The organism is Streptomyces sp. NPDC048352 (assembly GCF_040651895.1).
Taxonomy (GTDB): Bacteria; Actinomycetota; Actinomycetes; order Streptomycetales; family Streptomycetaceae; genus Streptomyces.
Genome location: NZ_JBEZKZ010000056.1, coordinates 1 through 25,315, shown reverse-complemented (window position 1 = coordinate 25,315; position 25,315 = coordinate 1). Strand labels below are relative to the sequence as shown.

At 72.9% G+C, this 25,315-nt stretch carries 24 protein-coding genes; 12 read left to right on the top strand and 12 right to left on the bottom strand.

Annotation, left to right across the window (positions count from 1 at the left end; all coding sequences use genetic code 11):
• Positions 1-728: 728 nt before the first annotated feature.
• The 3 genes from AB0D45_RS24935 to AB0D45_RS24925 form a co-directional block, all read right to left on the bottom strand.
• Complete coding sequence (locus tag AB0D45_RS24935) at positions 729-2,375, bottom strand: phospho-sugar mutase (protein ID WP_362462779.1); 1,647 nt, start codon at positions 2,373-2,375, stop codon at positions 729-731.
• Between the two features lie 45 nt (positions 2,376-2,420).
• Positions 2,421-3,227, bottom strand: coding sequence for a purine-nucleoside phosphorylase (locus AB0D45_RS24930; protein WP_361602921.1), 807 nt, complete (start codon positions 3,225-3,227; stop codon positions 2,421-2,423).
• A 130-nt stretch (positions 3,228-3,357) separates the two neighbouring features.
• The gene (locus AB0D45_RS24925) at positions 3,358-3,795 is read right to left on the bottom strand and encodes a gamma-glutamylcyclotransferase (RefSeq protein WP_125603982.1); all 438 of its coding nucleotides are present in this window, start codon (positions 3,793-3,795) and stop codon (positions 3,358-3,360) included.
• Between the two features lie 162 nt (positions 3,796-3,957).
• On the opposite strand from AB0D45_RS24925, the gene AB0D45_RS24920 reads away from it, so the two are divergent.
• Positions 3,958-5,397: an NAD(P)H-quinone dehydrogenase gene (locus AB0D45_RS24920; protein WP_361602925.1), complete on the top strand. Its 1,440-nt coding sequence runs from the start codon at positions 3,958-3,960 to the stop codon at positions 5,395-5,397.
• A gap of 198 nt (positions 5,398-5,595) precedes the next feature.
• Positions 5,596-6,564 (top strand): DeoR/GlpR family DNA-binding transcription regulator, encoded by a 969-nt coding sequence (locus AB0D45_RS24915; RefSeq protein WP_362462775.1) that lies wholly within the window; start codon positions 5,596-5,598, stop codon positions 6,562-6,564.
• A gap of 258 nt (positions 6,565-6,822) precedes the next feature.
• On the opposite strand, the gene AB0D45_RS24910 is transcribed toward AB0D45_RS24915, so the two are convergent.
• On the bottom strand, positions 6,823-8,586 hold the full coding sequence (locus AB0D45_RS24910) for a biotin carboxylase N-terminal domain-containing protein (protein WP_361602931.1): 1,764 nt from the start codon (positions 8,584-8,586) through the stop codon (positions 6,823-6,825).
• Positions 8,587-8,976: 390 nt separating this feature from the next.
• Between AB0D45_RS24910 and AB0D45_RS24905 the strand changes: the two genes are divergently transcribed.
• Entirely contained in the window at positions 8,977-9,420 is a 444-nt protein-coding gene (locus AB0D45_RS24905; protein ID WP_362462772.1) for a hypothetical protein, read from the top strand.
• On the opposite strand, the gene AB0D45_RS24900 is transcribed toward AB0D45_RS24905, so the two are convergent.
• The 4 genes from AB0D45_RS24900 to AB0D45_RS24885 form a co-directional block, all read right to left on the bottom strand.
• Entirely contained in the window at positions 9,401-10,009 is a 609-nt protein-coding gene (locus AB0D45_RS24900) for a nucleoside triphosphate pyrophosphatase (protein WP_361602937.1), read from the bottom strand. The genes AB0D45_RS24905 and AB0D45_RS24900 overlap by 20 nt on opposite strands.
• A 46-nt stretch (positions 10,010-10,055) precedes the next feature.
• A complete protein-coding gene (locus AB0D45_RS24895) occupies positions 10,056-10,190 on the bottom strand; it encodes a hypothetical protein (protein WP_361602940.1) in 135 nt (44 codons plus the stop codon).
• A 93-nt stretch (positions 10,191-10,283) separates the two neighbouring features.
• Positions 10,284-10,496, bottom strand: coding sequence for an acyl-CoA carboxylase epsilon subunit (locus tag AB0D45_RS24890; protein ID WP_361602943.1), 213 nt, complete (start codon positions 10,494-10,496; stop codon positions 10,284-10,286).
• A gap of 21 nt (positions 10,497-10,517) precedes the next feature.
• Positions 10,518-12,110 (bottom strand): acyl-CoA carboxylase subunit beta, encoded by a 1,593-nt coding sequence (locus AB0D45_RS24885; protein WP_362462769.1) that lies wholly within the window; start codon positions 12,108-12,110, stop codon positions 10,518-10,520.
• 131 nt (positions 12,111-12,241) lie between these two features.
• Here AB0D45_RS24885 and AB0D45_RS24880 point away from each other — a divergent pair, with 131 nt between their 5' ends.
• The 5 genes from AB0D45_RS24880 to hutH all read left to right on the top strand — a co-directional run bounded on the left by AB0D45_RS24880 (position 12,242) and on the right by hutH (position 18,287).
• Complete coding sequence (locus tag AB0D45_RS24880) at positions 12,242-13,108, top strand: biotin--[acetyl-CoA-carboxylase] ligase (RefSeq protein WP_362462766.1); 867 nt, start codon at positions 12,242-12,244, stop codon at positions 13,106-13,108.
• A 316-nt stretch (positions 13,109-13,424) separates the two neighbouring features.
• Entirely contained in the window at positions 13,425-14,582 is a 1,158-nt protein-coding gene (locus AB0D45_RS24875) for an adenylate/guanylate cyclase domain-containing protein (protein ID WP_361602952.1), read from the top strand.
• A 40-nt stretch (positions 14,583-14,622) separates the two neighbouring features.
• Complete coding sequence (locus AB0D45_RS24870) at positions 14,623-15,426, top strand: enoyl-CoA hydratase-related protein (RefSeq protein WP_361602954.1); 804 nt, start codon at positions 14,623-14,625, stop codon at positions 15,424-15,426.
• A gap of 91 nt (positions 15,427-15,517) precedes the next feature.
• Positions 15,518-16,636 (top strand): GGDEF domain-containing protein, encoded by a 1,119-nt coding sequence (locus AB0D45_RS24865; RefSeq protein ID WP_361602957.1) that lies wholly within the window; start codon positions 15,518-15,520, stop codon positions 16,634-16,636.
• 109 nt (positions 16,637-16,745) lie between these two features.
• Complete coding sequence (gene hutH / locus AB0D45_RS24860; protein ID WP_361602990.1) at positions 16,746-18,287, top strand: histidine ammonia-lyase; 1,542 nt, start codon at positions 16,746-16,748, stop codon at positions 18,285-18,287.
• A 59-nt stretch (positions 18,288-18,346) separates the two neighbouring features.
• Here hutH and AB0D45_RS24855 read toward each other — a convergent pair whose 3' ends face one another.
• Complete coding sequence (locus AB0D45_RS24855; RefSeq protein WP_362462762.1) at positions 18,347-18,712, bottom strand: hypothetical protein; 366 nt, start codon at positions 18,710-18,712, stop codon at positions 18,347-18,349.
• A gap of 146 nt (positions 18,713-18,858) precedes the next feature.
• Here AB0D45_RS24855 and AB0D45_RS24850 point away from each other — a divergent pair, with 146 nt between their 5' ends.
• The 3 genes from AB0D45_RS24850 (at position 18,859) to AB0D45_RS24840 (ending at position 21,655) form a co-directional block, all read left to right on the top strand.
• Positions 18,859-19,161 carry a hypothetical protein gene (locus AB0D45_RS24850; protein ID WP_361602963.1) on the top strand — a complete coding sequence of 101 codons (303 nt, stop codon included), beginning with the start codon at positions 18,859-18,861 and terminating at the stop codon, positions 19,159-19,161.
• Between the two features lie 159 nt (positions 19,162-19,320).
• Positions 19,321-20,565 carry an Ig-like domain-containing protein gene (locus AB0D45_RS24845; protein ID WP_361602993.1) on the top strand — a complete coding sequence of 415 codons (1,245 nt, stop codon included), beginning with the start codon at positions 19,321-19,323 and terminating at the stop codon, positions 20,563-20,565.
• Between the two features lie 118 nt (positions 20,566-20,683).
• Positions 20,684-21,655, top strand: coding sequence for a GNAT family N-acetyltransferase (locus AB0D45_RS24840; protein ID WP_362462759.1), 972 nt, complete (start codon positions 20,684-20,686; stop codon positions 21,653-21,655).
• Between the two features lie 98 nt (positions 21,656-21,753).
• On the opposite strand, the gene AB0D45_RS24835 is transcribed toward AB0D45_RS24840, so the two are convergent.
• Positions 21,754-22,656, bottom strand: a complete 903-nt coding sequence (locus AB0D45_RS24835; protein WP_362462756.1) for a helix-turn-helix transcriptional regulator — start codon at positions 22,654-22,656, stop codon at positions 21,754-21,756.
• 209 nt (positions 22,657-22,865) lie between these two features.
• On the opposite strand from AB0D45_RS24835, the gene AB0D45_RS24830 reads away from it, so the two are divergent.
• Positions 22,866-23,912: an NAD(P)-dependent alcohol dehydrogenase gene (locus AB0D45_RS24830; protein WP_361602972.1), complete on the top strand. Its 1,047-nt coding sequence runs from the start codon at positions 22,866-22,868 to the stop codon at positions 23,910-23,912.
• On the opposite strand, the gene AB0D45_RS24825 is transcribed toward AB0D45_RS24830, so the two are convergent.
• Positions 23,879-24,505: a hypothetical protein gene (locus AB0D45_RS24825; protein ID WP_362462753.1), complete on the bottom strand. Its 627-nt coding sequence runs from the start codon at positions 24,503-24,505 to the stop codon at positions 23,879-23,881. The two genes, AB0D45_RS24830 and AB0D45_RS24825, sit on opposite strands and share 34 nt — an antisense overlap.
• Positions 24,502-25,164, bottom strand: coding sequence for a peptide-methionine (S)-S-oxide reductase MsrA (gene msrA, locus AB0D45_RS24820; RefSeq protein ID WP_362462750.1), 663 nt, complete (start codon positions 25,162-25,164; stop codon positions 24,502-24,504). Before msrA ends, AB0D45_RS24825 begins: the two co-directional genes overlap by 4 nt.
• Positions 25,165-25,315 lie beyond the last annotated feature (151 nt).

The following is a 25,315-nucleotide window of genomic DNA, read 5'->3' as shown; positions in this document are numbered from 1 at the left end:
AGACTGCCGGGAAGCCCCCGAAAGAACGGTCACCAGGGAGGACAGGCAGGAGCGGGTCCCTCAGGGACGAGGCGACGGGGCCGGGCCTTGGCCGGCTGGCGCCCGGGCCCTCATGGCGGAGATTCCGGGCAGGCGCGGGCTACCCGCACGAGAGGCTGCCCAGGGCCCCCTGCGGAGCACCCAGCGCAGCAGATCGCTACGCGCTCCCCAGGTCTCGGCGGCCGACGGCCGTCTTGGGCTGTCACCCGCACCACACGGTGATCAGAGCGGCGAGGGAAGCCCTGTCGGAGTCTGCGGGTGAAAAAGACACCCTCAGACTCCGACAAGCCGTCCCCCGACCTGCGTGAGGCGCCCTTCACCCCTCGAAAGCACCCGATCACCCCTTTCTCGCCCAGCCCGGTCCCTCGTCTCATCCCTGAGAGACCCGCTCCTGGGACCTCTCCCTGGTGACCGTTCTTTCGGGGGGTTCCCGGCAGTCTTTCGGCTTTCCGGGGCGGGGCGGTCGGTCAAGGGTTGAGCGCAGCGAAATCGCGAAGCGACGCGACGAAGGAGCGCCCTTGAGGGACCGGCACGACACGGAATGACGATGGGACTGACGGGAAACCCCCGAACCGGCTGTGAGACGGCCCCACCGGCACCCCGCCCCGCCCCCCGCCCCGCGCCGCGTACAGGAACGACGACGGCCCCCTCGGGCGGGGCCGAGGGGGCCGTCGTGGGGCGGGGCCGGGTCAGAGGCCCATGGCTGCCGCGAGGTCCTTCTTCACCGCGTCCAGGATCTCCTGGCCGCGGGTGCGGGCCGAGGTGAGGTCGGAGGCTTCGGCGACCGGGACCACCACCTCCAGGTAGCACTTCAGCTTGGGCTCCGTGCCGGACGGGCGGCAGATGACGCGGGCCTTGTAGTCGCCGTCCAGGTAGTAGCGCAGGCCGTCCGTGGGCGGGAGGGCGGCCGAGCCGACCGACAGGTCCTCCGCCGAGACCACCCGCAGGCCCGCGAGGGACAGCGGCGGCTGGGCGCGCAGCTGCGCCATGGCGTTGGCGATGACCGACAGGTCCGAGACGCGGACCGACAGCTGGTCGGTGTGGTGCAGGCCGTGGGCCATCGCCAGGTCGTCCAGCAGGTCGGTCAGGGTGCGGTTCTGTTCCTTGAGCGTCGCGGCCAGCTCGGCCACCAGGAGGGCGGCGGTGATGCCGTCCTTGTCGCGGACGCCCTCCGGGTCCACGCAGTAGCCGAGCGCTTCCTCGTAGCCGTACCGCAGGCCCTCGACGCGGGCGATCCACTTGAAGCCGGTGAGGGTCTCCTCGTAGCCGAGGTTCGCCGCCTCCGCGATCCGCCCGAGCAGGGAGGAGGAGACGATCGACTCGGCGAAGACGCCCCGGGCGCCCTTGTGGACGAGGTGGGCCGCGAGCAGCGCGCCGACCTCGTCGCCGCGCAGCATCCGCCAGCCGCCGTTGTCCGGGACCGCCACCGCGCAGCGGTCGGCGTCCGGGTCGTTGGCGATCACGATGTCCGGCCGGACCTCGGCGGCCTTCGCGAAGGCCAGGTCCATCGCGCCGGGCTCCTCCGGGTTCGGGAAGGCGACCGTCGGGAAGGCCGGGTCCGGCTCCGCCTGCTCGGCGACCAGCACCGGGGCGGGGAAGCCGTGCCGGGCGAAGGCCGCCATGACGACGTCCTTGCCGACGCCGTGCATGGCCGTGTAGACGGTCCGCACGTTCCGGGGGGACCCGGGGGTCAGGACGGCGTCCGTGCGGGTCAGGTAGGCCTCCAGGACCTCCTCGTCCAGCTGCAGCCAGCCGTCCGCCGGCTGCGGTACGCCGGCCAGCGCGCCGACGGCCGCGATGTGCGCCGCGATCTCGGTGTCGGCGGGCGAGACGATCTGCGAGCCGTCGCCGAGGTAGACCTTGTAGCCGTTGTCCTGGGGAGGGTTGTGGCTGGCGGTCACCTCGACGCCGGCGACGGCGCCCAGGTGCCTTATGGCGTACGCGAGGACGGGCGTCGGCAGGGGCCGGGGCAGGACGGCCGCGCGCAGCCCGGCGCCGGTCATGACGGCGGCGGTGTCGCGGGCGAAGTCCGCCGACTTGTAGCGCGCGTCGTAGCCGACGACGACGAGGCCGCCGGCGTGGCCCTGGGCCTTGAGGTAGGCCGCCAGGCCGGCCGCGGCCCGGATGACCACGGAACGGTTCATCCGCATCGGACCGGCGCCGATCTCGCCGCGCAGTCCGGCGGTGCCGAACTGGAGGGTGCCGGAGAAGCGGTCCGTGAGCTCGGCCGTGTCGTTCGCGTCGATCAGGGCCGTGAGCTCCGCCGCCGTCTCCGGGTCCGGGTCCTCGGCCAGCCAGGTGCGGGCCCGGGTGAGGAGGTCGTCCTGTTCCTGCACTGCTTCCGCCTTACCTCTCGTACGTCGTCGATCGTCGGGTGTCGATCAGATGCGGGCCAGGACCTGCGTCAGCAGCGTGCCCATGCGCGCGGCGGAATCACGGCCGGCCTGGAGGACCTCTTCGTGGTTCAGCGGCTCGCCGGACAGGCCCGCGGCCAGGTTGGTGACCAGGGAGATGCCGAGCACGTCCGCGCCGGCCTCACGGGCGGCGATGGCCTCCAGCACGGTGGACATGCCGACCAGGTCGGCGCCCATGACGCGGATCATGTTGATCTCGGCCGGGGTCTCGTAGTGCGGGCCGGGGAACTGGACGTAGACGCCCTCTTCGAGGGTGGGGTCGATCTCCTTGCACATCGCGCGGAGCTTCGGCGAGTACAGGTTGGTGAGGTCCACGAAGTTCGCGCCGACGATCGGCGAGGTGGCCGTCAGGTTGAGGTGGTCGCTGATCAGGACGGGCTGGCCGGGCTTCATGCCCTCGCGGAGGCCGCCGCAGCCGTTGGTGAGGACGATGGTCTTGCAGCCGGCGGCGACGGCGGTGCGCACGCCGTGGGCGACGGCGGCGACGCCGCGGCCCTCGTAGAAGTGGGTCCGGCCGAGGAAGACCAGGGCGCGCTTGTCGCCGATCTTGTACGAGCGGATCTTGCCGCCGTGGCCCTCGACGGCGGCGGGCGGGAAGCCGGGCAGCTCGGTGACGAGGAACTCGGACTCGGGGGCGCCGAGCGCCTCTGCGGCGGGGGCCCAGCCGGAGCCCATGACGAGGGCGACATCGTGGGATTCGACGCCGGTGAGCTCGCGGAGGCGGGCGGCGGCGGCGTCGGCGGCGGCGAAGGGGTCGGTAACAGATGCGTTCACGCAGACGAGCGTAGCCGCTTATCGCCTACGCGCGTAGATGGCGCAGCTCACGGTGTTCGGATCGTTGCCTTGTCGTTTCCGCCGAATCGTCCCCCCGCCGCTCGCGCGCCCGGGCCCGCACGGCCGGGGCTCAGCAGGGGCGCTTACGGAGTTCCATCACGTAGTCGTGCGGCGCACCCGCCGATTCGGCGGCGTCCGCGATCTCCCCGAGGTACCGCGCCGACGGCAGGCCGCCCTCGTAGCCGTTCAGGACGTAGCACCAGGCGGCTTCCTCGCCGTCCAGCGTGTGGACCCGGATCCGCATGCGGCGGTAGATGTCCAGACCGACGCCCTCCCAGCGGTCCATGGAGTCCTCGTCCAGCGGGGCGATGTCGTACAGCGCGACGAAGACCTGCTGGCGCGGCGCTTCGACGACGGTGGCGAGGGCGCCTTCCCAGCCCATCTGCTCGCCGCCGAAGGTCAGCCGCCAGTCGTTGATCCAGCCCGTGCCGCGCAGCGGTGAATGGGGAGCGCGGCGCGTCATCAGCCGCGGGTCGAGGTTGCCGGCGTACGCGGCGTAGAGCGACATGAGGTCGAGGGTACGGGAGGGGCGCCCCGGCACGCGTGTCCGGATGGTGCGAGCACCTTGATGCGTGCGGGACAATGGGGCACGGAATGCATCCCCCGGGGAGACCCCCCGGAACACCGGCCGGGGCGGCAGCCGGCCGGGTAGACGTGAGGCGGACTTTTCGTGACCCGGATCGTGATCATCGGCGGCGGACCCGGCGGGTATGAGGCGGCCCTGGTGGGGGCCCAGCTCGGCGCGGAGGTGACCGTCGTCGACTGCGACGGTCTGGGCGGGGCGTCGGTGCTGACCGACTGCGTGCCCTCGAAGACCCTCATCGCGACCGCAGAGGTCATGACGACCTTCGACTCGTCGTACGAGGAGCTGGGGATCGTCGTCGCGGACGACACCCCGCACATCGAGCAGGCGGCGCGCGTCGTCGGCGTGGACCTCGGCAAGGTGAACCGGCGCGTCAAGCGCCTCGCGCTCGCGCAGTCCCACGACATCACCGCCTCGGTGACCCGTGCCGGCGCCCGCGTCATGCGCGGCCGCGGCAAGCTCGGCGGGCCGCAGGGCATCGACGGCACGCGGGACGTCATCGTCACCGCCGCCGACGGTACGGAGACGATCCTCACCGCCGACGCCGTGCTCATCGCCACCGGCGGCACCCCGCGCGAGATCCCGGACGCCATGCCCGACGGGGAGCGCATCCTGAACTGGACCCAGGTCTACGACCTGGAGGAGCTCCCCGAGGAGCTGATCGTGGTCGGCTCCGGTGTGACCGGTGCCGAGTTCGCCGGCGCGTACCAGGCCCTCGGCTCCCGGGTGACCCTGGTGTCCTCCCGCGACCGCGTGCTGCCGGGCGAGGACCCGGACGCGGCGGCCGTCCTGGAGGACGTCTTCCGCCGCCGCGGCATGAACGTCATCGGCCGCTCGCGCGCCGAGTCCGCCAAGCGGGTCGGCGACCGCGTCGAGGTCACCCTCTCCGACGGCCGCGTGATCACCGGTACGCACTGCCTGATGGCGGTCGGCGCGATCCCGAACACCCGGGACATGAACCTGGAGGAGTCCGGCGTCCGGCTCAAGGAGTCGGGGCACATCTGGACCGACAAGGTGTCGCGGACCTCCTCGCCGGGCGTGTACGCGGCCGGCGACGTGACGGGGATCTTCGCGCTGGCGTCCGTGGCGGCGATGCAGGGCCGCATCGCGATGTACCACTTCCTCGGCGACGCGGTGGCCCCGCTGAACCTCAAGACGGTGTCCTCGAACGTCTTCACCGACCCCGAGATCGCCACCGTCGGCTACACCCAGGCCGACGTGGACGCCGGGAAGATCGACGCCCGCGTGGTCAAGCTGCCGCTGCTGCGCAACCCGCGCGCGAAGATGCAGGGCATCCGGGACGGCTTCGTGAAGATGTTCTGCCGCCCGGGGACCGGGATCGTGGTGGGCGGCGTCGTCGTGTCGCCGCGCGCCAGCGAGCTGATCCACCCCATCTCGATCGCCGTCGACAACAACCTGACCGTCGAGCAGATCGCAAACGCGTTCACCGTGTACCCCTCGCTGTCCGGTTCGATCGCCGAGGTGGCCCGCCAGTTGCACACCCGCAAGGCGGGCGGCGAGGCGTAGGCGACGCCACCCGAAGCCCAACCGCCCCTTCCCCCACGGGGGTTGGGGCGGAGGCCGTGGTGGGGCGGGGAAGCGGGCCGCCGGATCGCTCCAGCGGCACCGGCGCGTATACCACTCCTCGCCCCGCGGTATGGACAACTTCGGTATTCCGGCGCAAGGAGCTGAAAGCAGACGGTCGTTGGGGTTACTGTCAGTTTCGTGTTCGCTGCTGAACGTCGCCAATTGATCCTCGAAATGGTGCGGGCCAACGGTGCGGTATCGCTCCGTGAGCTCGCCCGCGTCGTCCAGACCTCCGAAGTGACCGTACGGCGGGACGTGCGGGCACTGGAGGCAGAAGGACTCCTCGACCGCCGGCACGGCGGTGCGGTCTTGCCGGGCGGTTTCACGCGGGAGTCCGGCTTTCCGCAAAAATCCCATCTCGCCACGGCGGAGAAGACCGCCATCGCCGATGTCGCGGCCGGCCTCGTCGAAGAAGGCGAGGCCGTCGTCGTCGGCGCGGGTACCACGACCCAGGAGTTGGCCCGCCGGCTCGCCCGGGTGCCCGGTCTCACCGTCGTCACCAACTCGCTGCTCGTCGCCCAGGCGCTGGCGCACGCCAACCGGGTGGAGGTGGTGATGACCGGCGGCACGCTGCGCGGTTCGAACTACGCCCTCGTCGGCAGCGGCGCCGAGCAGTCCCTCCAGGGGCTGCGGGTCTCGCGGGCCTTCCTGTCGGGGAGCGGCCTGACCGCCGAGCGCGGGCTGTCCACGTCCAACATGCTCTCCGCGAGCGTGGACCGGGCGCTGGTGCAGGCCGCGGCGGAGGTGGTCGTCCTCGCCGACCACACGAAGCTCGGCACCGACACCATGTTCCAGACCGTGCCGACGGACGTGATGACGCGGCTGGTGACGGACGAGCCGCCGCAGCACGACGAGCGGGCGGCGACGGAGCTCCAGGCGCTGGCCGACCAGGGCGTGCAGATCACCGTGGCCGGCTCGGCCCCCGCCGCCGGCGGTCACGGCGGTGGCGGCGGGGAGGGCATGCCGGGGCGCAGGCCGCGGCGGGACGCCCCGCTGCCGGTCCAGCGGCGCGGCGGGCCCACGGCCCAGCTGCGCAGTGCTCCGGCGTCGCTGCTGGAGCAGCAGGCCGGGGAGCGGGCGCGGGTGGCGGACATGCGGCGACGCTAGCCGCTCCGGGCGGGGTGGGCCCTGCGGGGCGGTCCCCTACCCGCCCCTCTCCCGCTCACCGGGGCTCCGCCCCGGACCCCGGTCCTCAAGCGCCGGACGGGCTGGATGGGCGGTGCTCCGCCCCGGGCCCCGGTCCTCAAGCGCCGGACGGGCTGGGGGCGCGCCGGACGGGCTGGGGGTGCGCCGGACGGGCTGGTGTGACGTGCCGAAGGCCCCGCCCGGGATGCCGGGCGGGGCCTTCGTGTGGGCTGCGCGGGATCAGTCCTTGATCTCGCAGATGGTGGCGCCGGAGGTGAGGGAGGCGCCGACCTCGGCGGTCAGGCCGACGATGGTGCCGGAGCGGTGCGCGTTCAGCGGCTGCTCCATCTTCATCGCTTCCAGGACGACGACCAGGTCGCCCTCGTTGACCTGCTGGCCCTCCTCGACGGCGACCTTGACGATCGTGCCCTGCATCGGGGACGCGAGGGTGTCGCCGGACGCGGCGGGGCCGGACTTCTTGGCGGCGCGGCGCTTGGGCTTGGCGCCGCCCGCGGCGGCCGTGCGGGCCAGGGTCATGCCCAGCGAGGACGGGAGGGAGACCTCCAGGCGCTTGCCGCCGACCTCGACGACGACCGTCTCGCGGCCCGGCTCGTCCTCGGTGTCCTCGGCGGCCGGGGCCGCGAAGGGCTTGATCTCGTTGACGAACTCCGTCTCGATCCAGCGGGTGTGGACCTTGAACGGGGTGCCGTCGGTGGGGGCGAAGGCCGGGTCGGTGACGACCGCGCGGTGGAAGGGGATGGCGGTGGCCATGCCCTCCACGGTGAACTCCTCCAGGGCGCGCGCGGCGCGCTGGAGGGCCTGCTCGCGGGTGGCGCCGGTGACGATGAGCTTGGCGAGCAGCGAGTCCCAGGCGGGGCCGATGACCGAGCCGGTCTCCACACCCGCGTCCAGGCGCACGCCCGGGCCGCTGGGCGGGGCGAAGAGGGTGACGGTGCCGGGGGCGGGGAGGAAGCCGCGGCCCGGGTCCTCGCCGTTGATGCGGAACTCGAAGGAGTGGCCGCGCAGGACGGGGTCGCCGTAGCCGAGTTCCTCGCCGTCGGCGATGCGGAACATCTCGCGGACGAGGTCGATGCCGGCGACTTCCTCGGTGACGGGGTGCTCGACCTGGAGGCGGGTGTTGACCTCGAGGAAGGAGATGGTGCCGTCGGTGCCGACGAGGAACTCGACGGTGCCGGCGCCGACGTAGCCGGCTTCCTTGAGGATGGCCTTGGAGGCGGCGTAGAGCTCGTCGTTCTGGGCCTGGGTCAGGAAGGGGGCCGGGGCCTCCTCGACGAGCTTCTGGTGGCGGCGCTGGAGGGAGCAGTCGCGGGTGGAGACGACGACCACGTTGCCGTGGGAGTCGGCCAGGCACTGGGTTTCGACGTGGCGGGGCTTGTCGAGGTAGCGCTCGACGAAGCACTCGCCGCGGCCGAAGGCGGCGACGGCCTCGCGGACGGCGGAGTCGTACAGCTCGGGGACTTCTTCGAGGGTGCGGGCGACCTTGAGGCCGCGGCCGCCGCCGCCGAAGGCTGCCTTGATGGCGATGGGCAGGCCGTGTTCGCGGGCGAAGGCGACGACCTCGTCGGCCCCGGAGACGGGGTCGGGGGTGCCGGCGACGAGGGGGGCCCCGGCGCGCTGGGCGATGTGGCGGGCGGCGACCTTGTCGCCGAGGTCGCGGATGGCCTGCGGGGGCGGGCCGATCCAGGTCAGGCCCGCGTCGATGACGGCCTGGGCGAATTCGGCGTTCTCGGACAGGAAGCCGTATCCGGGGTGGATGGCGTCCGCTCCGGAGTCCGCGGCGGCCTGCAGGACCTTCGCGATGTCGAGGTAGCTGGCTGCCGGGGTGTCACCGCCCAACGCGAAAGCTTCGTCTGCCGCGCGGACGTGCAGGGCGTCCCGGTCCGGATCGGCGTAGACGGCTACGCTCGCGATTCCGGCATCCCGGCAGGCCCGAGCAACGCGGACAGCGATTTCGCCACGGTTGGCGATGAGCACCTTGCGCACGATGGCTCCCTCCTTGAAACAAGCTGAGTTTAGGGACTGCCGACACGGCCTTACGACCCTTCCCCGGTGGTGAGCTTGCCCACACGGAGCGTGATGCGAGTGCCCCTTGAGTGCGAGAACCCTTGTGTCGCCCCAGGTCAGGGAGATCCCCGACTGCACAGTAACCCCGTTGCGAGGGCAAGGTCTCTGTTCGGCGGGTCAGCGGCCCCCGCTGATTCTTTGTGGAGTCCCTACGAACGGCCTATGCATTCTTTGAGTGAGAGCCGTCACGCTCCGCCCGCAGACCCGGTTTCCCGTAACGAAGCGGGCCCGGGCTCTTGTCCCCAGGTTTACTCGTTAGTAGCCTCCAGGCGTCGAACACGCTTGTGGCGTGGGAGGGATGGGGGCGTCGTGCTGCGCAGAATCGTGGCGGGGCTGGCCGCGATCACGCTCGTCGCGGAAGCCGTCGTGCTCGTTCTCGTCCATCTGGTCCTGGGGCGGGCCGCCGAGGGGCAGTCGATGTCCATCGCCGGAATGGACCCCGACGTCATGTCGACGGCGACCTACGCCATGGGTGCCGTCCTCGGCGCCTTCCTCCTGCTGTGCGCCGCAACGGCCGCCGCGACGGCCCTGCGCGACCGCCCGCCGGGCCGCTTCGCCCGCGTCCTGCTCGTCGCCGCGGCCGTCACCCACGGGGTGCTCGGCGCCCTCGCCGTGGGGCTCGTCGGCTGGGGCGCCTTCGCGGCGACGATGCTGATCCTGTGCCTGCTCGTCCTGACGCTGATGCTCTACCCCCGGCCGGCCGAGGGGCCGGCCCCGGATCCCGCCGGACGGCTCAGGCCCACAAGTCCGTGATCGACACGTCCAGTTCCGCCAGCAGGGAGCGCAGCAGCGGCATCGACAGGCCGATGACGTTGCCCGGGTCGCCGTCGATGCCGTCGATGAACGGCGACGACAGCCCGTCGAGGGTGAACGCCCCCGCCACGTGCAGCGGCTCGCCGCTGGCCACGTACGCCGCGACCTCCGCGTCCGACGGTTCGCCGAAGCGCACCGTCGTGGAGGCCGTCGCCGAGACCTGACGGCCGGTGGCCGTGTCGATCACGCAGTGGCCCGTGCGCAGCACTCCCGCGCGCCCGCGCATCGCCTTCCAGCGGGCCGTGGCCTCCGCCGCGTCGGCGGGCTTGCCGAGCGCCTCGCCGTCCAGTTCCAGCACGGAGTCGCAGCCGATCACCAGGGCGCCCGCGGCCTCCTCCAGGCCCGCCACCACGCCCGCCTTGGCCTCGGCCAGGGCCAGCGCCAGGCCGGCCGGCTCGTCGTGGTCCAGCGTGTCCTCGTCGAAGCCGCTGACGATGACGTGCGGGGCGAGCCCGGCCTGCCGCAGCAGGTTCAGCCGGGCGGGGGAGGCGGAGGCGAGGACGAGCGTGCGTACGGTCATGGGGGCCATCGTAGGGCGGCCCGCGAGCCGCCCCGGGCCGTGCCCCCGGACGGCCTCAGAACGGGGGCGCGCCGAGGACGTACACCGCGACCACCATCGCCAGGACGAGCACCACGAGCATCCGCCGGAGCATCGCCTGGGCGTCGCGCATGTCCTTCGGCGGCTCGTCCTTCGGGTCTGACCAGAGCATGCTCCGATCCTGGCCCCGGACACGCCGGTGGCGCCTGAGTACGGGTACTCAGGCGCCACCGTCCGTTCGCGCCATCTTCCGCCGGCCCGGGGCTCAGCCCCGTCCGGGCCAGTACGTACGCCCCCAGGCGCGCGGCCCGGGCAGCATCTGCTGCCGGCGGGCCACCCGGCTCGGCGACGCCCACTCGTCCGGGATCCTGGGCGCGCCCGACGGGGCCGAGGCCAGCGCCGCAGCGCGCGCTTGGACCACCGCCAGTGCGGCGGCCAGCTCCTCGGGGGTCGGGTTGCCCTTGACGACCTTGATCATCACAGAGTCCTCCTGGGGGGCCTAGAGGGGGATGTTGCCGTGCTTCTTCGGGGGCAGCGACTCCCGCTTCGTGCGCAGCTGGCGCAGCCCCTTCACCACGTGGGCGCGGGTCTCGGACGGCATGGTCACCGCGTCGATGTAACCGCGCTCGGCGGCCGTGTAGGGGTTGAGCAGGGTGTCCTCGTACTCGGTGATGAGCCGGGCCCGGGTCTCCTCCACCTCCTCCGCGGCGGCCTCCGCCAGGGTGCGCCGGTGCAGGATGTTCACCGCGCCCTGCGCGCCCATGACCGCGATCTGCGCGGTCGGCCAGGCCAGGTTCAGGTCGGCGCCGAGGTGCTTGGAGCCCATGACGTCGTAGGCGCCGCCGAAGGCCTTGCGGGTGATGACGGTGATGAGGGGGACGGTCGCCTCGGCGTACGCGTAGATCAGCTTCGCGCCGCGCCTGATGATTCCGTTGTACTCCTGGTCGGTGCCGGGCAGGAAGCCGGGGACGTCGACGAACGTCAGCACCGGGATGTTGAAGGCGTCGCACGTACGGACGAACCGGGCGGCCTTCTCGGAGGCGTCGATGTCCAGGCAGCCGGCGAACTGCATCGGCTGGTTGGCGACGACGCCCACCGGGTGCCCCTCGACGCGGCCGAAGCCGGTGAGGATGTTCGGGGCGAACAGCGACTGCGTCTCCAGGAACTCCGCGTCGTCCAGCACGTGCTCGATGACCGTGTGCATGTCGTACGGCTGGTTCGCGCTGTCCGGGATCAGGACGTCGAGTTCGAGGTCCGTGTCGGTGACCTCGGTGTCGGCCTCCTCCGGGAAGGCGGGCGGCTCGGAGAGGTTGTTCGACGGCAGGTAGGCCAGCAGCGACTTGACGTACTCGATCGCGTCCTTCTCGTCGCCGGCCATGTGGTGGGCGACGCCGGACGTGCTGTTGTGCGTCCGCGCCCCGCCCAGCTCCTCGAAGCCGACGTCCTCGCCGGTGACCGTCTTGATGACGTCCGGGCCGGTGATGAACATGTGCGAGGTCTGGTCGACCATGACCGTGAAGTCGGTGATGGCGGGGGAGTACACGGCGCCGCCGGCGCACGGCCCCACGACCAGGCTGATCTGCGGGATCACGCCCGAGGCGTGGACGTTGCGGCGGAAGATCTCGCCGTACATGCCCAGCGCGCTGACGCCCTCCTGGATGCGGGCGCCGCCGGAGTCGTTGATGCCGACGACCGGGCAGCCGGTCTTCAGGGCGAAGTCCATCACCTTGATGATCTTCTGTCCGTAGACCTCGCCGAGGGCGCCGCCGAAGACGGTGAAGTCCTGCGAGAACACGGCCACCGGGCGGCCGTCCACCGTGCCGTAGCCGGTGACGACGCCGTCGCCGTACGGGCGGGTCTGCTCCAGACCGAAGTTGGTCGACCGGTGCCGGGCGAACTCGTCCAGCTCTACGAAGGACCCCTCGTCCAGCAGCAGGGCCACCCGCTCACGTGCCGTCAGCTTGCCCTTGGCGTGCTGCTTCTCGACGGCTCGGGCGGAACCTGCATGGGTGGCTTCCTCGACGCGGCGCCGCAGGTCCGCGAGCTTGCCCGCGGTCGTGTGCATGTCGATCGGCTCTGAGGGTTGGGACATCGGGGTCGCGGCTCCCTGTGTGGTGTCAACTGCCTGGTCAATTGATTGACTGCTGCTGGCTACTGGTGCGTAGCGTATCGGCGGGCATGGCGCTCGGCAGTGCGGCGTTTGACACACCTACATTTGCTTGCATGACTCCACAAGATGCTTCAGCCGGAGCAACCGCGGGACGCTGGTCGAACCTGGACCGGCCGCCCCTGAACGCCGCCGCCCTCTCCCGGGCGCTCGTCACCCCGGACGGCCTGTGGACCTCCCTGGAGGTCGTCGCCGCCACCGGGTCCACCAACTCCGACCTCGCGGCGCGGGCGGCGGATCTGCCCGAGGGGGCCGTGCTGGCCGCCGAGGAGCAGACCGCCGGCCGGGGGCGCCTGGACCGCAGCTGGGTCGCGCCCGCCCGGTCGGGGCTGTTCTTCTCCGTACTGCTCAAGCCGGGCGCCGGCGTACCGCAGGAGCAGTGGGGGTGGCTGCCGCTGCTGGCCGGGGTGGCCACGGCGGCCGGGCTGGCGCGGGGGGCGGGCGTGGACACCGCCCTCAAGTGGCCGAACGACGTGCTGGTGAGCGTGGAGGGCGAGGAGCGCAAGGCCGGCGGCATCCTCGCGGAGCGGGTCGAGGACGGGGTGGTCCTGGGGATCGGCCTCAACGTCACCCTCACGGAGGACGAGCTCCCCGTACCGGCGGCCGGGTCGCTGCTGCTGGCCAAGGCGGCGGTGACCGACCGGGAGCCGGTGCTGAAGGCCGTGCTGCGGTCCCTGGAGGAGTGGTACGGGAGGTGGCGCGACGCGGGCGGCGACCCGGCGGACAGCGGACTCCAGGAGGCGTACGCGGCGGGCTGCGCGACGCTGGGCCGCCACGTCCGCGCGGACCTGCCGGGCGGCCGCGAGCTCACCGGTACGGCCGAAGCGGTGGACGCGGAAGGGCGGCTGGTGATCCGCACGGCCGACGACGCGCGGGAGGCGGTGGGGGCGGGGGACGTGGTGCACCTGCGGTCGGTCCGCTGACACCCGCCCCGGCGGGCTGCCCGGCCGGGCGGGTGCGGTGCGCGCCGCCCCCTGTCCGGCCCAAGCCCGCACGCGGCTCCTGAGCCGGGGGCGCGAGCCCGGGGAACGGGTCCGGGATGCGGCGGAATGCCGGGGTACGGGGGTTTTCGGCCCCGCCCGGACCCGGGGGCCGGGCGGGCGGCGCTCCGCGGGCACAGGGGCCTCCCGGACGAGGGGGAGTGAGCTACGGCACACCTGCCGTATGGTTTAGGCGATCCCGGTCCTCGCCGCGATCACCCGGTTCGGCAGCGCGCACGGAATGGACAGGAGGCGGCCCTTGACCGTCGACGACTCAACGTCCAGCGCGTCACCGTCAGGCCCCACGGGCGGTCCCGGCACCCCCATCGGGCGGGACCAGCACACCCCCTTCCACGAGGTCGACCACGCGGCGCAGCCGACGGCCGACCCGCTCGCCATCCGGCTGGAGCAGCTGATCCTGGGCGCCGAGCGGCGGTACACGCCGTTCCAGGCGGCCCGTAGCGCCGGGGTCTCGATGGAGCTGGCCTCCCGGTTCTGGCGGGCGATGGGCTTCGCGGACATCGGGCAGGCCAAGGCCCTGACGGAGGCGGACGTACTGGCGCTGCGGCGCCTGGCGGGCCTGGTCGAGGCGGGGCTGCTGAGCGAGCCGATGGCGGTGCAGGTGGCGCGCTCCACCGGGCAGACCACCGCCCGGCTGGCCGAATGGCAGATCGATTCCTTCCTGGAGGGGCTGACGGAGCCGCCCGAGCCCGGCATGACCCGCACGGAGGTCACGTACCCGCTGGTCGAGCTGTTGCTGCCGGAGCTGGAGGAGTTCCTCGTCTACGTGTGGCGCCGCCAGCTGGCGGCGGCCACGGGTCGGGTGGTGCAGGTCGCCGACGACGAGGAGATGGTCGACCGGCGCCTCGCGGTGGGCTTCGCGGACCTGGTCGGCTTCACCCGGCTCACGCGGCGGCTGGAGGAGGAGGAGCTCGGCGAGCTGGTCGAGGCCTTCGAGACGACGGCGGCGGACCTGGTCGCGGCGCACGGCGGGCGGCTGATCAAGACCCTGGGCGACGAGGTGCTGTACGCGGCGGACGACGCGGCGACGGCGGCGGAGATCGCCCTGCGCCTGATCGAGACGATGGAGGCGGACCCGCAGATGCCGGAGCTGCGGGTCGGGATCGCCTTCGGGACGGTGACGACCCGGATGGGCGACGTCTTCGGCACGACGGTGAACCTGGCGAGCCGGCTGACCTCCATAGCCCCCAAGGACGCGGTGCTGGTGGACGGGGCGATGGCCGAGGAGCTGGGCCGTACGGGCGCCGCGCCGAAGTCCGAGAAGGACGCCGAGAGCGAGGAGGGCGGCGGCACCTACCGCTTCGCGCTCCAGCCGATGTGGCAGCGGCCGGTGCGCGGACTGGGCGTCGTGGAGCCCTGGTCGCTGACGCGGCGGACACCTAAGATCCCCGGGTAACGTTCGTTAACCTGTTTTCCGGGGAGAGTGCGCCGTGGGCGTGAGCGAGAGCCGTTTCGGGGAGTTCGTGGCGGTGCGGCGGCACGGTGACCGCGGGGTGGTCGCGGAGCTGCTGCTGGACCGGCCCAAGGCGATGAACGCCGTTTCCACGGAGATGGCCCGCTCGATCTCCGCCGCCTGCGCGGCGCTCGCCGCGGACCCCGGCGTACGGGTCGTCGTCCTGGCCTCCAGCCATGAGCGGGCGTTCTGCGTGGGCGCGGACCTCAAGGAGCGCAACGCGCTGTCGGACGCCGAGCTGGTGCGGCAGCGGCCGACCACGCGGGGGGCGTACGGGGGCGTGCTGGAGCTGCCGATGCCGACGGTCGCGGCGGTGCACGGATACGCGCTGGGCGGGGGCTTCGAGCTGGCGCTGGCCTGCGACGTGATCGTGGCCGACGAGACGGCCGTGGTCGGGCTGCCCGAGGTGTCGGTCGGCGTGATCCCGGGCGGCGGCGGTACGCAGCTGCTGCCGCGCCGGGTCGGTGCGGCGCGGGCGGCGGAGCTGATCTTCACGGCCCGCCGGGTGGAGGCGGCCGAGGCGCTGTCCCTGGGGCTGGTGGACGAGGTGGCCGCGGCCGGCGAGGACCGGGCGCGGGCGCTGGAGCTGGCGCTGGCCATGGCCGCGAACTCCCCCGTGGGGCTGCGGGCGGCCAAGCGGGCGCTGCGGCTGGGGCACGGGATGGACCTGGCGGCCGGGCTGGAGATCGAGGACGCGGCCTGGCGGACGGTGGCCTTCTCCGGGGACCGGGCGGAGGGCGTGGCGGCCTTCAACGAGAAGCGGAAGCCGAACTGGCCGGGGGAGTAGTCGCGACCGGAGGTTACCGGACGTGACCTGGATATCACCCTAGGCCGGGCTATCCATCACTAAATCGGATAAAACTCCCTAGGCTGGGGTGATGGGAGTGGACGGGCGGCTGCGGGCCGTCGTGGGCCTCGCGCAGGCGATGGCGGCGGCCTGCGCGCCGCGGGACAGCATGCGGGCGGCAGCCCGGGGCGCCCGGCTGGCGATGGACGGCTCGTTCGCCGCCATCTGCGCCTGGGAGCGGGAGCGTGGGCTGCTGCGGGTGCTCGTGAACGAGGGCGAGCGGCGGGCCGGGGAGGAGGAGTTCCCCGAGGACGAGTCCTACCCCGTGCACGACTTCCCCGAGATCGCGGAGTTCCTGCACGAGCGCTGGGCCGGCGGCGCGGGCCCGCACGCCTGGGTCGAGAGCGCGGTCGGCGACCGCCCGGGGCGCCGTGGCGACGCCCTGCGCCGGCGCGGGCGCGGTACGTGCGTGGTCGCGCCGATCGTGCTCAGCGGGCGGGCCTGGGGCGAGCTGTACGTGGCCCGGGACGAGGGGCTGCCGGACTTCGACGAGGACGACGCCGAGTTCGCGGCGGTGCTGGCGGCGGTGGTGGCGGCCGGGCTCGCGCAGAACGAGCGCCTGGAGGAGGCCCGGCGGCTGGCCTTCACGGATCCGCTGACCGGCCTGGCCAACCGGCGGGCCGTGGACATGCGGCTCGACGAGGCCCTGGAGGAGCACCGGCGCAGCGGGGCGGTGGTGAGCCTGGTGGTGTGCGACCTGAACGGCCTCAAGCGGGTCAACGACACCCTGGGCCACGCGACCGGCGACCGGCTGCTGGAGCGGTTCGGGTCGGTGCTGAGCCTGTGCGGGGCGATGCTGCCGGGGGCGCTGGTGGCGCGGCTGGGCGGGGACGAGTTCTGCCTGGTGAGCGTGGGGCCGTCGGCGGACGAGGTGGTCCGGGTGACCGGGGAGGTGTGCGTACGGGCCGCGGAGCTGGAGCTGGGCGAGGGGGTGGCGTGCGGGGTCGCCTCCACGGGGGACCCGATCGGCCCGGTGAAGTCCTCGCGGCGGCTGTTCCGGCTGGCGGACGCCGCGCAGTACAAGGCGAAGGCGGCGAGATCGGCGGAGCCGGTCGTCGCGGGCCGCGACACGGCGGTGGTCCGCCTGGCCGACGCCGCGGCCGCCCGCGAGGGCCGCGGGGAGCGCCGCCGCTTCCGGGGGCGGCAGTAGGGGCGGCGGGGGCGCGCCCGCCCCCGAGCCTTCCTGCGACCGCCCAAGGGATCCGGGTAAGGGAGGGGTGACATGAAGGGATTCAGTCCGTAGGGTGCTGAATATGGATATGCACACTGTCGTCGTGGGGACGTCCGGGACCACCGCCGAGGACGTCATCGCCGTCGCCCGCGGCAACGCACGCGTCGAGCTGTCCGCCGAGGCGCTCGAAGCGCTCGGCCGCGCTCGCGAGATCGTCGACGCGCTCGCCGCCAAGCCCGAGCCCGTCTACGGGGTCTCCACCGGGTTCGGGGCGCTCGCCTCCCGGCACATCAGCCCCGAGCTGCGCGCGCAGCTCCAGCGCAACATCGTCCGCTCGCACGCCGCCGGCATGGGCCCGCGCGTCGAGCGGGAGGTCGTGCGCGCCCTGATGTTCCTGCGCCTGAAGACGGTGGCCTCCGGGCACACCGGCGTCCGGCCCTCGGTCGCCCAGACCATGGCCGACGTGCTCAACGCCGGGATCACCCCCGTCGTGCACGAGTACGGCTCCCTCGGCTGCTCCGGCGACCTCGCGCCGCTCTCCCACTGCGCGCTCGCGCTGATGGGCGAGGGCGACGCCGAGGGCCCGGACGGCACCGTCCGCCCCGCCGGGGAACTGCTCGCCGAAGCCGGGATCGAGCCCGTCGAGCTGCGCGAGAAGGAGGGCCTCGCCCTCCTCAACGGCACCGACGGCATGCTCGGCATGCTGGTCATGGCCCTCGCCGACCTGCGGACGCTGTACACCTCCGCCGACATCACCGCCGCCCTGACCCTCGAGGCGCTGCTCGGCACCGAGAAGGTGCTCGCGCCCGAGCTGCACGCCATCCGCCCGCACCCCGGCCAGGGCGCCTCCGCCGCCAACATGGCCGCCGTGCTGAAGGGTTCCGGTCTCACCGGCCACTTCCAGGAGGAGTCCGCGCCCCGCGTGCAGGACGCCTACTCCGTGCGCTGCGCCCCCCAGGTCGCCGGCGCGGGCCGCGACACCATCGCGCACGCCGCCCTCGTGGCCTCCCGCGAGCTGGCCTCCGCCGTCGACAACCCGGTCGTGCTGCCCGACGGCCGCGTCGAGTCCAACGGCAACTTCCACGGCGCGCCCGTGGCGTACGTCCTGGACTTCCTGGCCATCGCCGCCGCCGACCTCGGCTCCATCGCCGAGCGGCGCACCGACCGCCTCCTCGACAAGAACCGCTCGCACGGCCTGCCGCCGTTCCTCGCGGACGACGCCGGCGTGGACTCCGGCCTGATGATCGCCCAGTACACGCAGGCGGCCCTGGTCAGCGAGATGAAGCGGCTCGCGGTGCCGGCGTCCGCCGACTCCATCCCCTCCTCCGCCATGCAGGAGGACCACGTCTCCATGGGCTGGTCGGCGGCGCGCAAGCTGCGTACCGCGGTCGACAACCTGACCCGGATCATCGCCGTCGAGCTGTACGCGGCCACCCGCGCCCTCGAACTGCGCCACGGGCTGACCCCGGCGCCGGCCAGCCAGGCCGCCGTCGCGGCGCTGCGGGCGGCCGGCGTGCAGGGCCCCGGCCCGGACCGGTTCCTCGCGCCCGACCTGGCCGCCGCCGACGCCTTCGTCCGCGCGGGCGGTCTCGTCGCGGCCGTGGAGCCGGTGACGGGCCCGCTGGCCTAGTACGCCCGCACGGAAGCGGAAGGGCCGCACCCCGCCGGGGGTGCGGCCCTTCGGCGTGTCTACAGGCCGCGGGAGCGGCGTACGGAGAAGGTCACGAAGCCCGCCCCCACGCCGAGGCAGAGGGTGCCGCCCAGCACGTAGGGGGTGGTGTCGACGCTGCCGGTGTCGGCCAGCGAGAGGACGGTGACACTGGCGGGCCGCGCGTCGGCGGCGCCGGAGACGCCGGCGACACCGGCGATGGTGCCCGTTCCCGCACCGGGATCGGTCCCGGTGCCCGAGACGGTTCCGGTGTTGGCGGCGGCGGGCGCGCCCGAGGTGCCCGTGGGTTGCCCCGGGGCGGTGGCGTTCGCCGACGGGACGAACCAGAGGGCGGCGAGGAGGGTGGTCGCTCCGAGAGCGGTGAGCAGAGGCCGGCGTGCGGACACGGTGCGATCCCCCTTGCGGAAGCAGCGAATTGGCCGTGTGCGCCGATGCTAGTGAAAGGGGCGGGTCGCGGGAAAGTCGAGGCTGTCGCGGGCTTACTCTCCGTCGTATGAACCCTTCTGAGACATCACGATACGTACGGCTTCGGGTGGATTTGGTGCTGGAGGTGTCGGACTCCGACGCCCTCATCGGCGCGGCCCTCGAACGCATCAAGGCCGACGAGTTCATGCCGGACGAGGAGCGGGCGCACGCCGAGTCGGCCGTCAGGGAGGACGAGTCCGAGGCCCTGGCCTACCTCGTCGACCCCACTGACCTGGTCGCGGAGCTGACCGGGGTGGAACTGGCGCAGGCCTCCTGGAGCAGCGAACCGGTCGAATACGACCCCGAGTCCCTGGAGTGGGACCTGGACGAGGAAGATGGTGACTTCGAAGAAGGGGCCGACAACGCCTGACCGTGGGGTTGCACACATTCGAACGGAATGTGGAACCGATCCGCACCGTTAACGCGTTGTCAGGACGAGCAGGGGGTGATGCCCCCTGCCCGGCCCGACCCCGGGCTCGCAGCCCCGGGGTTTCCGGCAACGATGGAGTGACGTGTGAGGACGTACAGCATGCGGCGGAGAAGGTCCCTGGTGGCCGTGTCCGCCGTGCTCGGTGGCGTACTGATGCTTTCGGCCTGCAATGACGGGGGTTCCGACAAGCCGCAGGGGAGCGCGGAGGCGGGCAAGTCGCAGGCGGAGGTGGACGCGGCGGCCGCCAAGGACGCCTCGAAGGCCCGAATAGCCATCACGCCCAAGGACGGCTCCACCAACGTCGCCCTGAACGACGGGACGAACGTCGCCGTCAGCGACGGCACGCTCACCCAGGTCGAGCTGAAGAGCTCCGACGGCACGGCCGTCGCGGGCAAGATAGCCGCCGACGGCAAGAGCTGGAAGCCGGACGCCGCGCTGAAGCGCTCCACGAAGTACGCCCTGTCGGCGACCGCGAAGGACGCGGCCGGGCGCGAGGCGCACGAGAACGCCTCCTTCACCACCCTCTCCCCGGAGAACAGCTTCGTCGGCTCGTTCGTCCCCGAGGAGGGCGAGACGGTCGGCGTGGGCATGCCGGTCTCGATCACCTTCAACAAGCCGATCAAGGACCAGAAGGCGGTCCAGGCGGCCATCAGCGTCACCTCCAGCAGCGGCCAGGAGGTCGTCGGCCACTGGTTCGGCAACCAGCGGCTGGACTTCCGCCCGGAGCAGTACTGGCAGGCGAACTCCACCATCACCCTGAAGCTGGCCCTCCAGGGCGTGCAGAGCGCGCCCGGCGTCGTCGGCGCGCAGAACAAGACCGTCACCTTCAAGGTCGGCCGGAGCCAGGTCTCCACCGTCGACGTGAAGGCCAAGACGATGACGGTCACCCGTGACGGACAGGTCCTCAAGACCATCCCGATCTCGGCCGGTTCCCCCGAGAACCCCACCTACAACGGCCAGATGGTGATCTCCGAGAAGTTCAAGGAGACCCGGATGGACGGCTCCACCGTGGGCTTCACGAACAAGGAGGGCAAGGGCGAGTACGACATCAAGGACGTCCCGCACGCGATGCGGCTGTCCACGTCCGGCACCTTCATCCACGGCAACTACTGGGGCGCCGACTCCATCTTCGGCAAGGTGAACACCAGTCACGGCTGTGTCGGTCTGAACGACGCCAAGGGCGCCAACGACCCCAACCAGCCCGGCGCCTGGTTCTTCGACAACTCGCTCATCGGCGACGTGGTCACCGTGGTGAACTCCCCGGACAAGACCATCAAGCCGGACAACGGCCTCAACGGCTGGAACATGTCCTGGGCCGAGTGGAAGGCCGGTCCGTCGGCCTGACGCGACGGCACGGTACGCACGACGGCGGACGGCGGGGAGCCCGGAAGGGCCCCCGCCGTCCGGCGTTCGCCCCCAAAACGCCTGAGCGGCGGAGGCGGCGAGGGCCTAGGGTCCCGGTATGACGAAGATCAACACGCTGTCCGTGCCCCCGACCGACGCCGAAGTCGAGGCCTGGTGGGCGGTCCAGACCGCCGCCCACGCCACCGACGCCGCAGCCCTGCCGGCCGTGCCCGCCCCTTCACGCGTCGAGGCGACCGGACGGCTGCGGGTCCCGCCGCTCCGCGGACGCCTGCGGCACTGGGCGGCCGCCGACGGCGAGGGCCAGGCCGCCCTGCTGCTGTTCACCGAGCGGGGCAACACCCACACCGCCTTCCTCGACGAGCTGACCGTACGGCCCGACGCGCGCCGGCGCGGCGTGGGAACGGCCCTGTGGCAGCGGGTCCGCGGCGAGCTCCTGGAGCAGGGCCGCACCTCCGTCGCCACCGTCGCCGACCTCGGGGGACCCGGGCAGGCCTTCGCGGAGTCCCTCGGCTTCGAGAACGTCCTCCCCATGGCCTGGTACGTGCGCGAACTCGGGCAGGACGGCCCGCCGCGCGTGCCCGCCACCCCCGGCTACGAACTCCACGTCTGGCCCGGACTGGTACCCGACGCCTGGGTGACGGCGGCCGCCGTCGCCCACGGCGCGATGGAGGACGCCCCCAGCGGGGACAGCGACGAGGCCTTCCAGCCCTGGACCGCCGAGCGCGTGCACAGCGCGCAGCGGCTCGTCATGGACCGGGGCGGGGAGATCACCATGGTCGCGGCCGTCACCTCCGACGGGGAGATCGCCGCGTACACCGTGCTGGTGCGGCCCGAGCCGGCCGGCCCGCGCGCGCTCCAGTACGACACCGTCGTCGTCCCCGCCCACCGGGGCCACGGCCTGGGCCGCGCGGTCAAGCTCCGCATGGAGGCGTACGCCGCCGAGCACTGCCCGGGGCTGCGCCGGATCGGGACCACGGTGGCCGACGAGAACACCGCGATGCTGGCCGTGAACGACTCCCTCGGCTACCGCCGCGAACGCGGCGCGGGCCTGTTCCAGCTGAAGCTCTGACCCCGGCCACGCTCAGGCTCTGACCCCGGCCACGCTCAGGCTCTGACCGCGGCCACGGGCAGGCTCCGACCCCGGTCACGCTCAGGCTCCGACCCCGGTCAGGCCCGCTCCCCGGCGGTCTGCTGCGGCGACGACGCGGGGAGCGACGTCTCCGGGGGCGGCGCCGTCCAGGAAGACAGCAGCCGCAGGGCGTCCTCGGAGGGCGAGCCCGGCTCGGCGTGGTAGGTCACCAGGAACTGCGCCGGGTCGTCGGGCAGCGTCAGCGTCTCGAACGCCAGCTCCAGCTCGCCCACCACCGGGTGCCGCAGCCGCTTCACCCCGTGCGTCTTGTCCGCCACCGTGTGCGCCGCCCACAGCCGCCGGAACTCCTCGTTCTTCACCGACAGCTCCCCGACCAGCGCGGAAAGGCGCTCGTCATCGGGGTTCTGGCCCGCGTACAGGCGCAGGTTGCTCACCACCTCGCAGGCCCGGCACTCCCAGTCCGCGTACAGCTCGGCCGTCGCCGGGTCCAGGAACACCAGCCGCACCAGGTTCCGCTCCGCCGCCGGCAGCGCCGCGAAATCCCCGAAGACGGCCGCCGCGAGCCGGTTCCAGCCGATCACGTCCTGCCGCCGCCCCACCAGGTACGCCGGTACGCCCTCCATCGCCGCCAGCAGCGTGCGCAGCTCCGGCCGGACCTGCTGGGGGCGCGCGGGACGGCTGCGCCGACGGGTGCGCGGGCTCGCCAGGTGGTTCAGGTGCGCCGACTCGGTGCCGCTCAGGCGCAGCGCCCGCGCGATGGCGTCCAGCACCTCCGCCGACACGTTCTGGCCGTGTCCCTGCTCCAGGCGCGTGTAGTACGCCACCGACACCCCGGCCAGCTGGGCCAGCTCCTCCCGCCGCAGGCCCGGCACCCGGCGGCGCCGGCCGTGCTCGGGCAGGCCCACGTCCGCGGGACGCAGCCGGGCGCGGCAGCTGCGCAGGAAGTCGCCGAGCTCGGCTCGCTGATCAAGCTGGTCCATAGCGCAAGTATCCCCGGGGTGCGCGCCCGCCGCGGGCCTCAGCCTGACCCCGCCAGGGGTAGGCACGGCAGACCTAGGCTCCACAGGGGGCTGGGTCCGCCGCGCGGGGCGGGGCATCGTGGAGTCATCGCAGCACGGACGCCACGGCCCCGCGCCGGCCACCACGCGGCGCATCCCCGCCCGGCGTCCTCGTCCGAGGAGAGCACCCCATGTCCGTCACCCAGGCAGCCGCCTACGCCGCCCCCGCCCCCAAGGCCCCGCTGGAGCGCACCACGATCGAACGCCGCGCGGTCGGCGAGCACGACGTCCTCATCGACATCAAGTACTGCGGCATCTGCCACTCCGACATCCACCAGGCCCGCGACGGCTGGGGCGAGGGCATCTTCCCGATGGTCCCCGGCCACGAGATCGCCGGTGTCGTCACCGAGGCCGGCTCGGCCGTCACCCGGTTCGCCGTCGGCGACCAGGTCGGCGTCGGCTGCATGGTCGACTCCTGCCGGGAGTGCGAGTACTGCCTGGCCGGGCAGGAGCAGCACTGCGTCAAGGGCATGACCGGCACCTACAACGCCCTCGACAAGAACGGCGAGCCCACGTACGGCGGTTACTCCACGCAGCTCGTCGTCGACGAGAAGTACGCCGTCCGCATCCCCGAGGGCCTGCCCCTCGACGCGGCCGCACCGCTGCTGTGCGCCGGCATCACCCTGTACTCGCCGCTCAAGCACTGGAAGGCGGGCCCGGGCAAGAAGGTCGCCGTCATCGGCCTCGGCGGGCTCGGCCACATGGGCGTCAAGATCGCCGCCGCCCTCGGCGCCGAGGTGACCGTCCTGTCGCAGTCGCTGCGCAAGAAGGAGGACGGCCTGCGGCTGGGCGCCTCCCACTACTACGCGACGAGCGACGAGGCCACCTTCGAGGAGCTGGCCGGCCGCTTCGACCTGATCGTGTCCACCGTGTCGGCGCCGCTGGGCCTGGACCGGTACCTGTCCCTGCTGCGCGTCGGCGGCGCGCTCGTGAACGTCGGCGCCCCCGAGGAGCCGGTCGAGCTCAACCTGTTCTCCGTCATCGGCGGCAACAAGACCCTCGCGGGATCGATGATCGGCGGCATCGCCGAGACGCAGGAGATGCTGGACTTCTGCGCGGAGCACGGCCTGGGCTCGGACATCGAGGTGATCCGCGGCGACCAGATCAACGAGGCCTACGAACGCGTCCTGGCCAGCGACGTCCGCTACCGCTTCGTCATCGACACCTCGACGATCTGACGGCCGGGCAGCCAGCCGCGGTGCCGGTCGCGCAACCGGTCGCGTTCCGCGGGGGTGGCGAGGACGACGTCGGCGCCGCCTTCGTACGGGTAGTGGATGCGGGTGAGGCCGGGGTCGGTGAAGAACACGCCGGGCAGCGCGTCGTCCGCGGCGGCGCGGAGCAGCGGGTCGGCGCAGCCGCGCCGCCAGGGGCGGCGGTCGGCGTGGAAGTACCAGGGGGTCGCGTCGGGGTCGTCGGCGTCGTCCGGGTCGTCCCACGTCATCCACAGGGTGCCCTGCGGGTGGAGGGCGGCGCGGTGGAGGTGGTGCGACCACTGCGTCGGCTCGGCCGGATCGGCCCAGTCGATGGTCACCACGTACACCTCGCCGCCCCCGAACAGCTCGTCGAGGACCGTGTTGTACCGGTCGAGGAGGACGGCGTACTCCGACTCGTCCTCCGGGTAGCGCTTCGACTGCGGCAGGCTGTGGAAGCGCACCCAGCGCTCGTGGTACGCCCTTTTCACGTCCCACGGCAGGAGCGGCCCGGGCGGCTTCGCGGCACGCCAGAGCCGGGTCAGCCGCTCGTGCGCGGGGTCGGCGTCCGGGGTGGTCACTCCGCCGCGGCGATGCCGATCGGGCAGGACACGCCCGTGCCGCCGATGCCGCAGTAGCCGCCGGGGTTCTTGTCCAGGTACTGCTGGTGGTACGGCTCCGCCGGCCAGAAGGGGCGGTCTTCCGCCGGGAGGACGGCGGTGGTGATCTCGCCGTGGCCGGAGGCCGTGAGGACCCGCTGGTAGGCCGCGCGGGAGGCTTCGGCGGCCGCCTGGTGGGCGGGGGAGTGGGTGTAGACGGCCGAGCGGTACTGGGTGCCGACGTCGTTGCCCTGGCGGAAGCCCTGGGTGGGGTCGTGCGACTCCCAGAACAGCTTCAGCAGCGTCTCGTACGCCACCTGCGACGGGTCGAAGACCACGCGGACGACCTCGGTGTGGCCGGTCTGGCCGGAGCACACCTCCTCGTACAGCGGGTTCTCGGTGTAGCCGCCCTGGTAGCCGGCCAGGGTGGTCCACACTCCGGGGGTCTGCCAGAACGTGCGCTCGGCGCCCCAGAAGCAGCCCAGGCCGAAGTCGGCGACCTCCAGGCCCTCCGGGTAGGGGCCGGACAGCGGGTTGCCGAGGACCGTGTGGCGCTCGGGGAGCGAGAACGGCGCTTCGGCGCGGCCCTTGAGGGCCTCCTCGCGGGTGGGGAGCTCGGGCGTGCGGCGGTACGAGAACATGGATCGCCTCCTTGTAGGGGTGTCAACGGACGGGGGCGGGGGGGGGTTGCCCCCCCCCCCCCCCCCCCCCCCCCGGGCCCCCCCCCCGCCCCCCCCCCCCCCCCCCCCGGGGGGACACGGGTGCGCGCCTGCGCGCCCCCCCCGACCGACA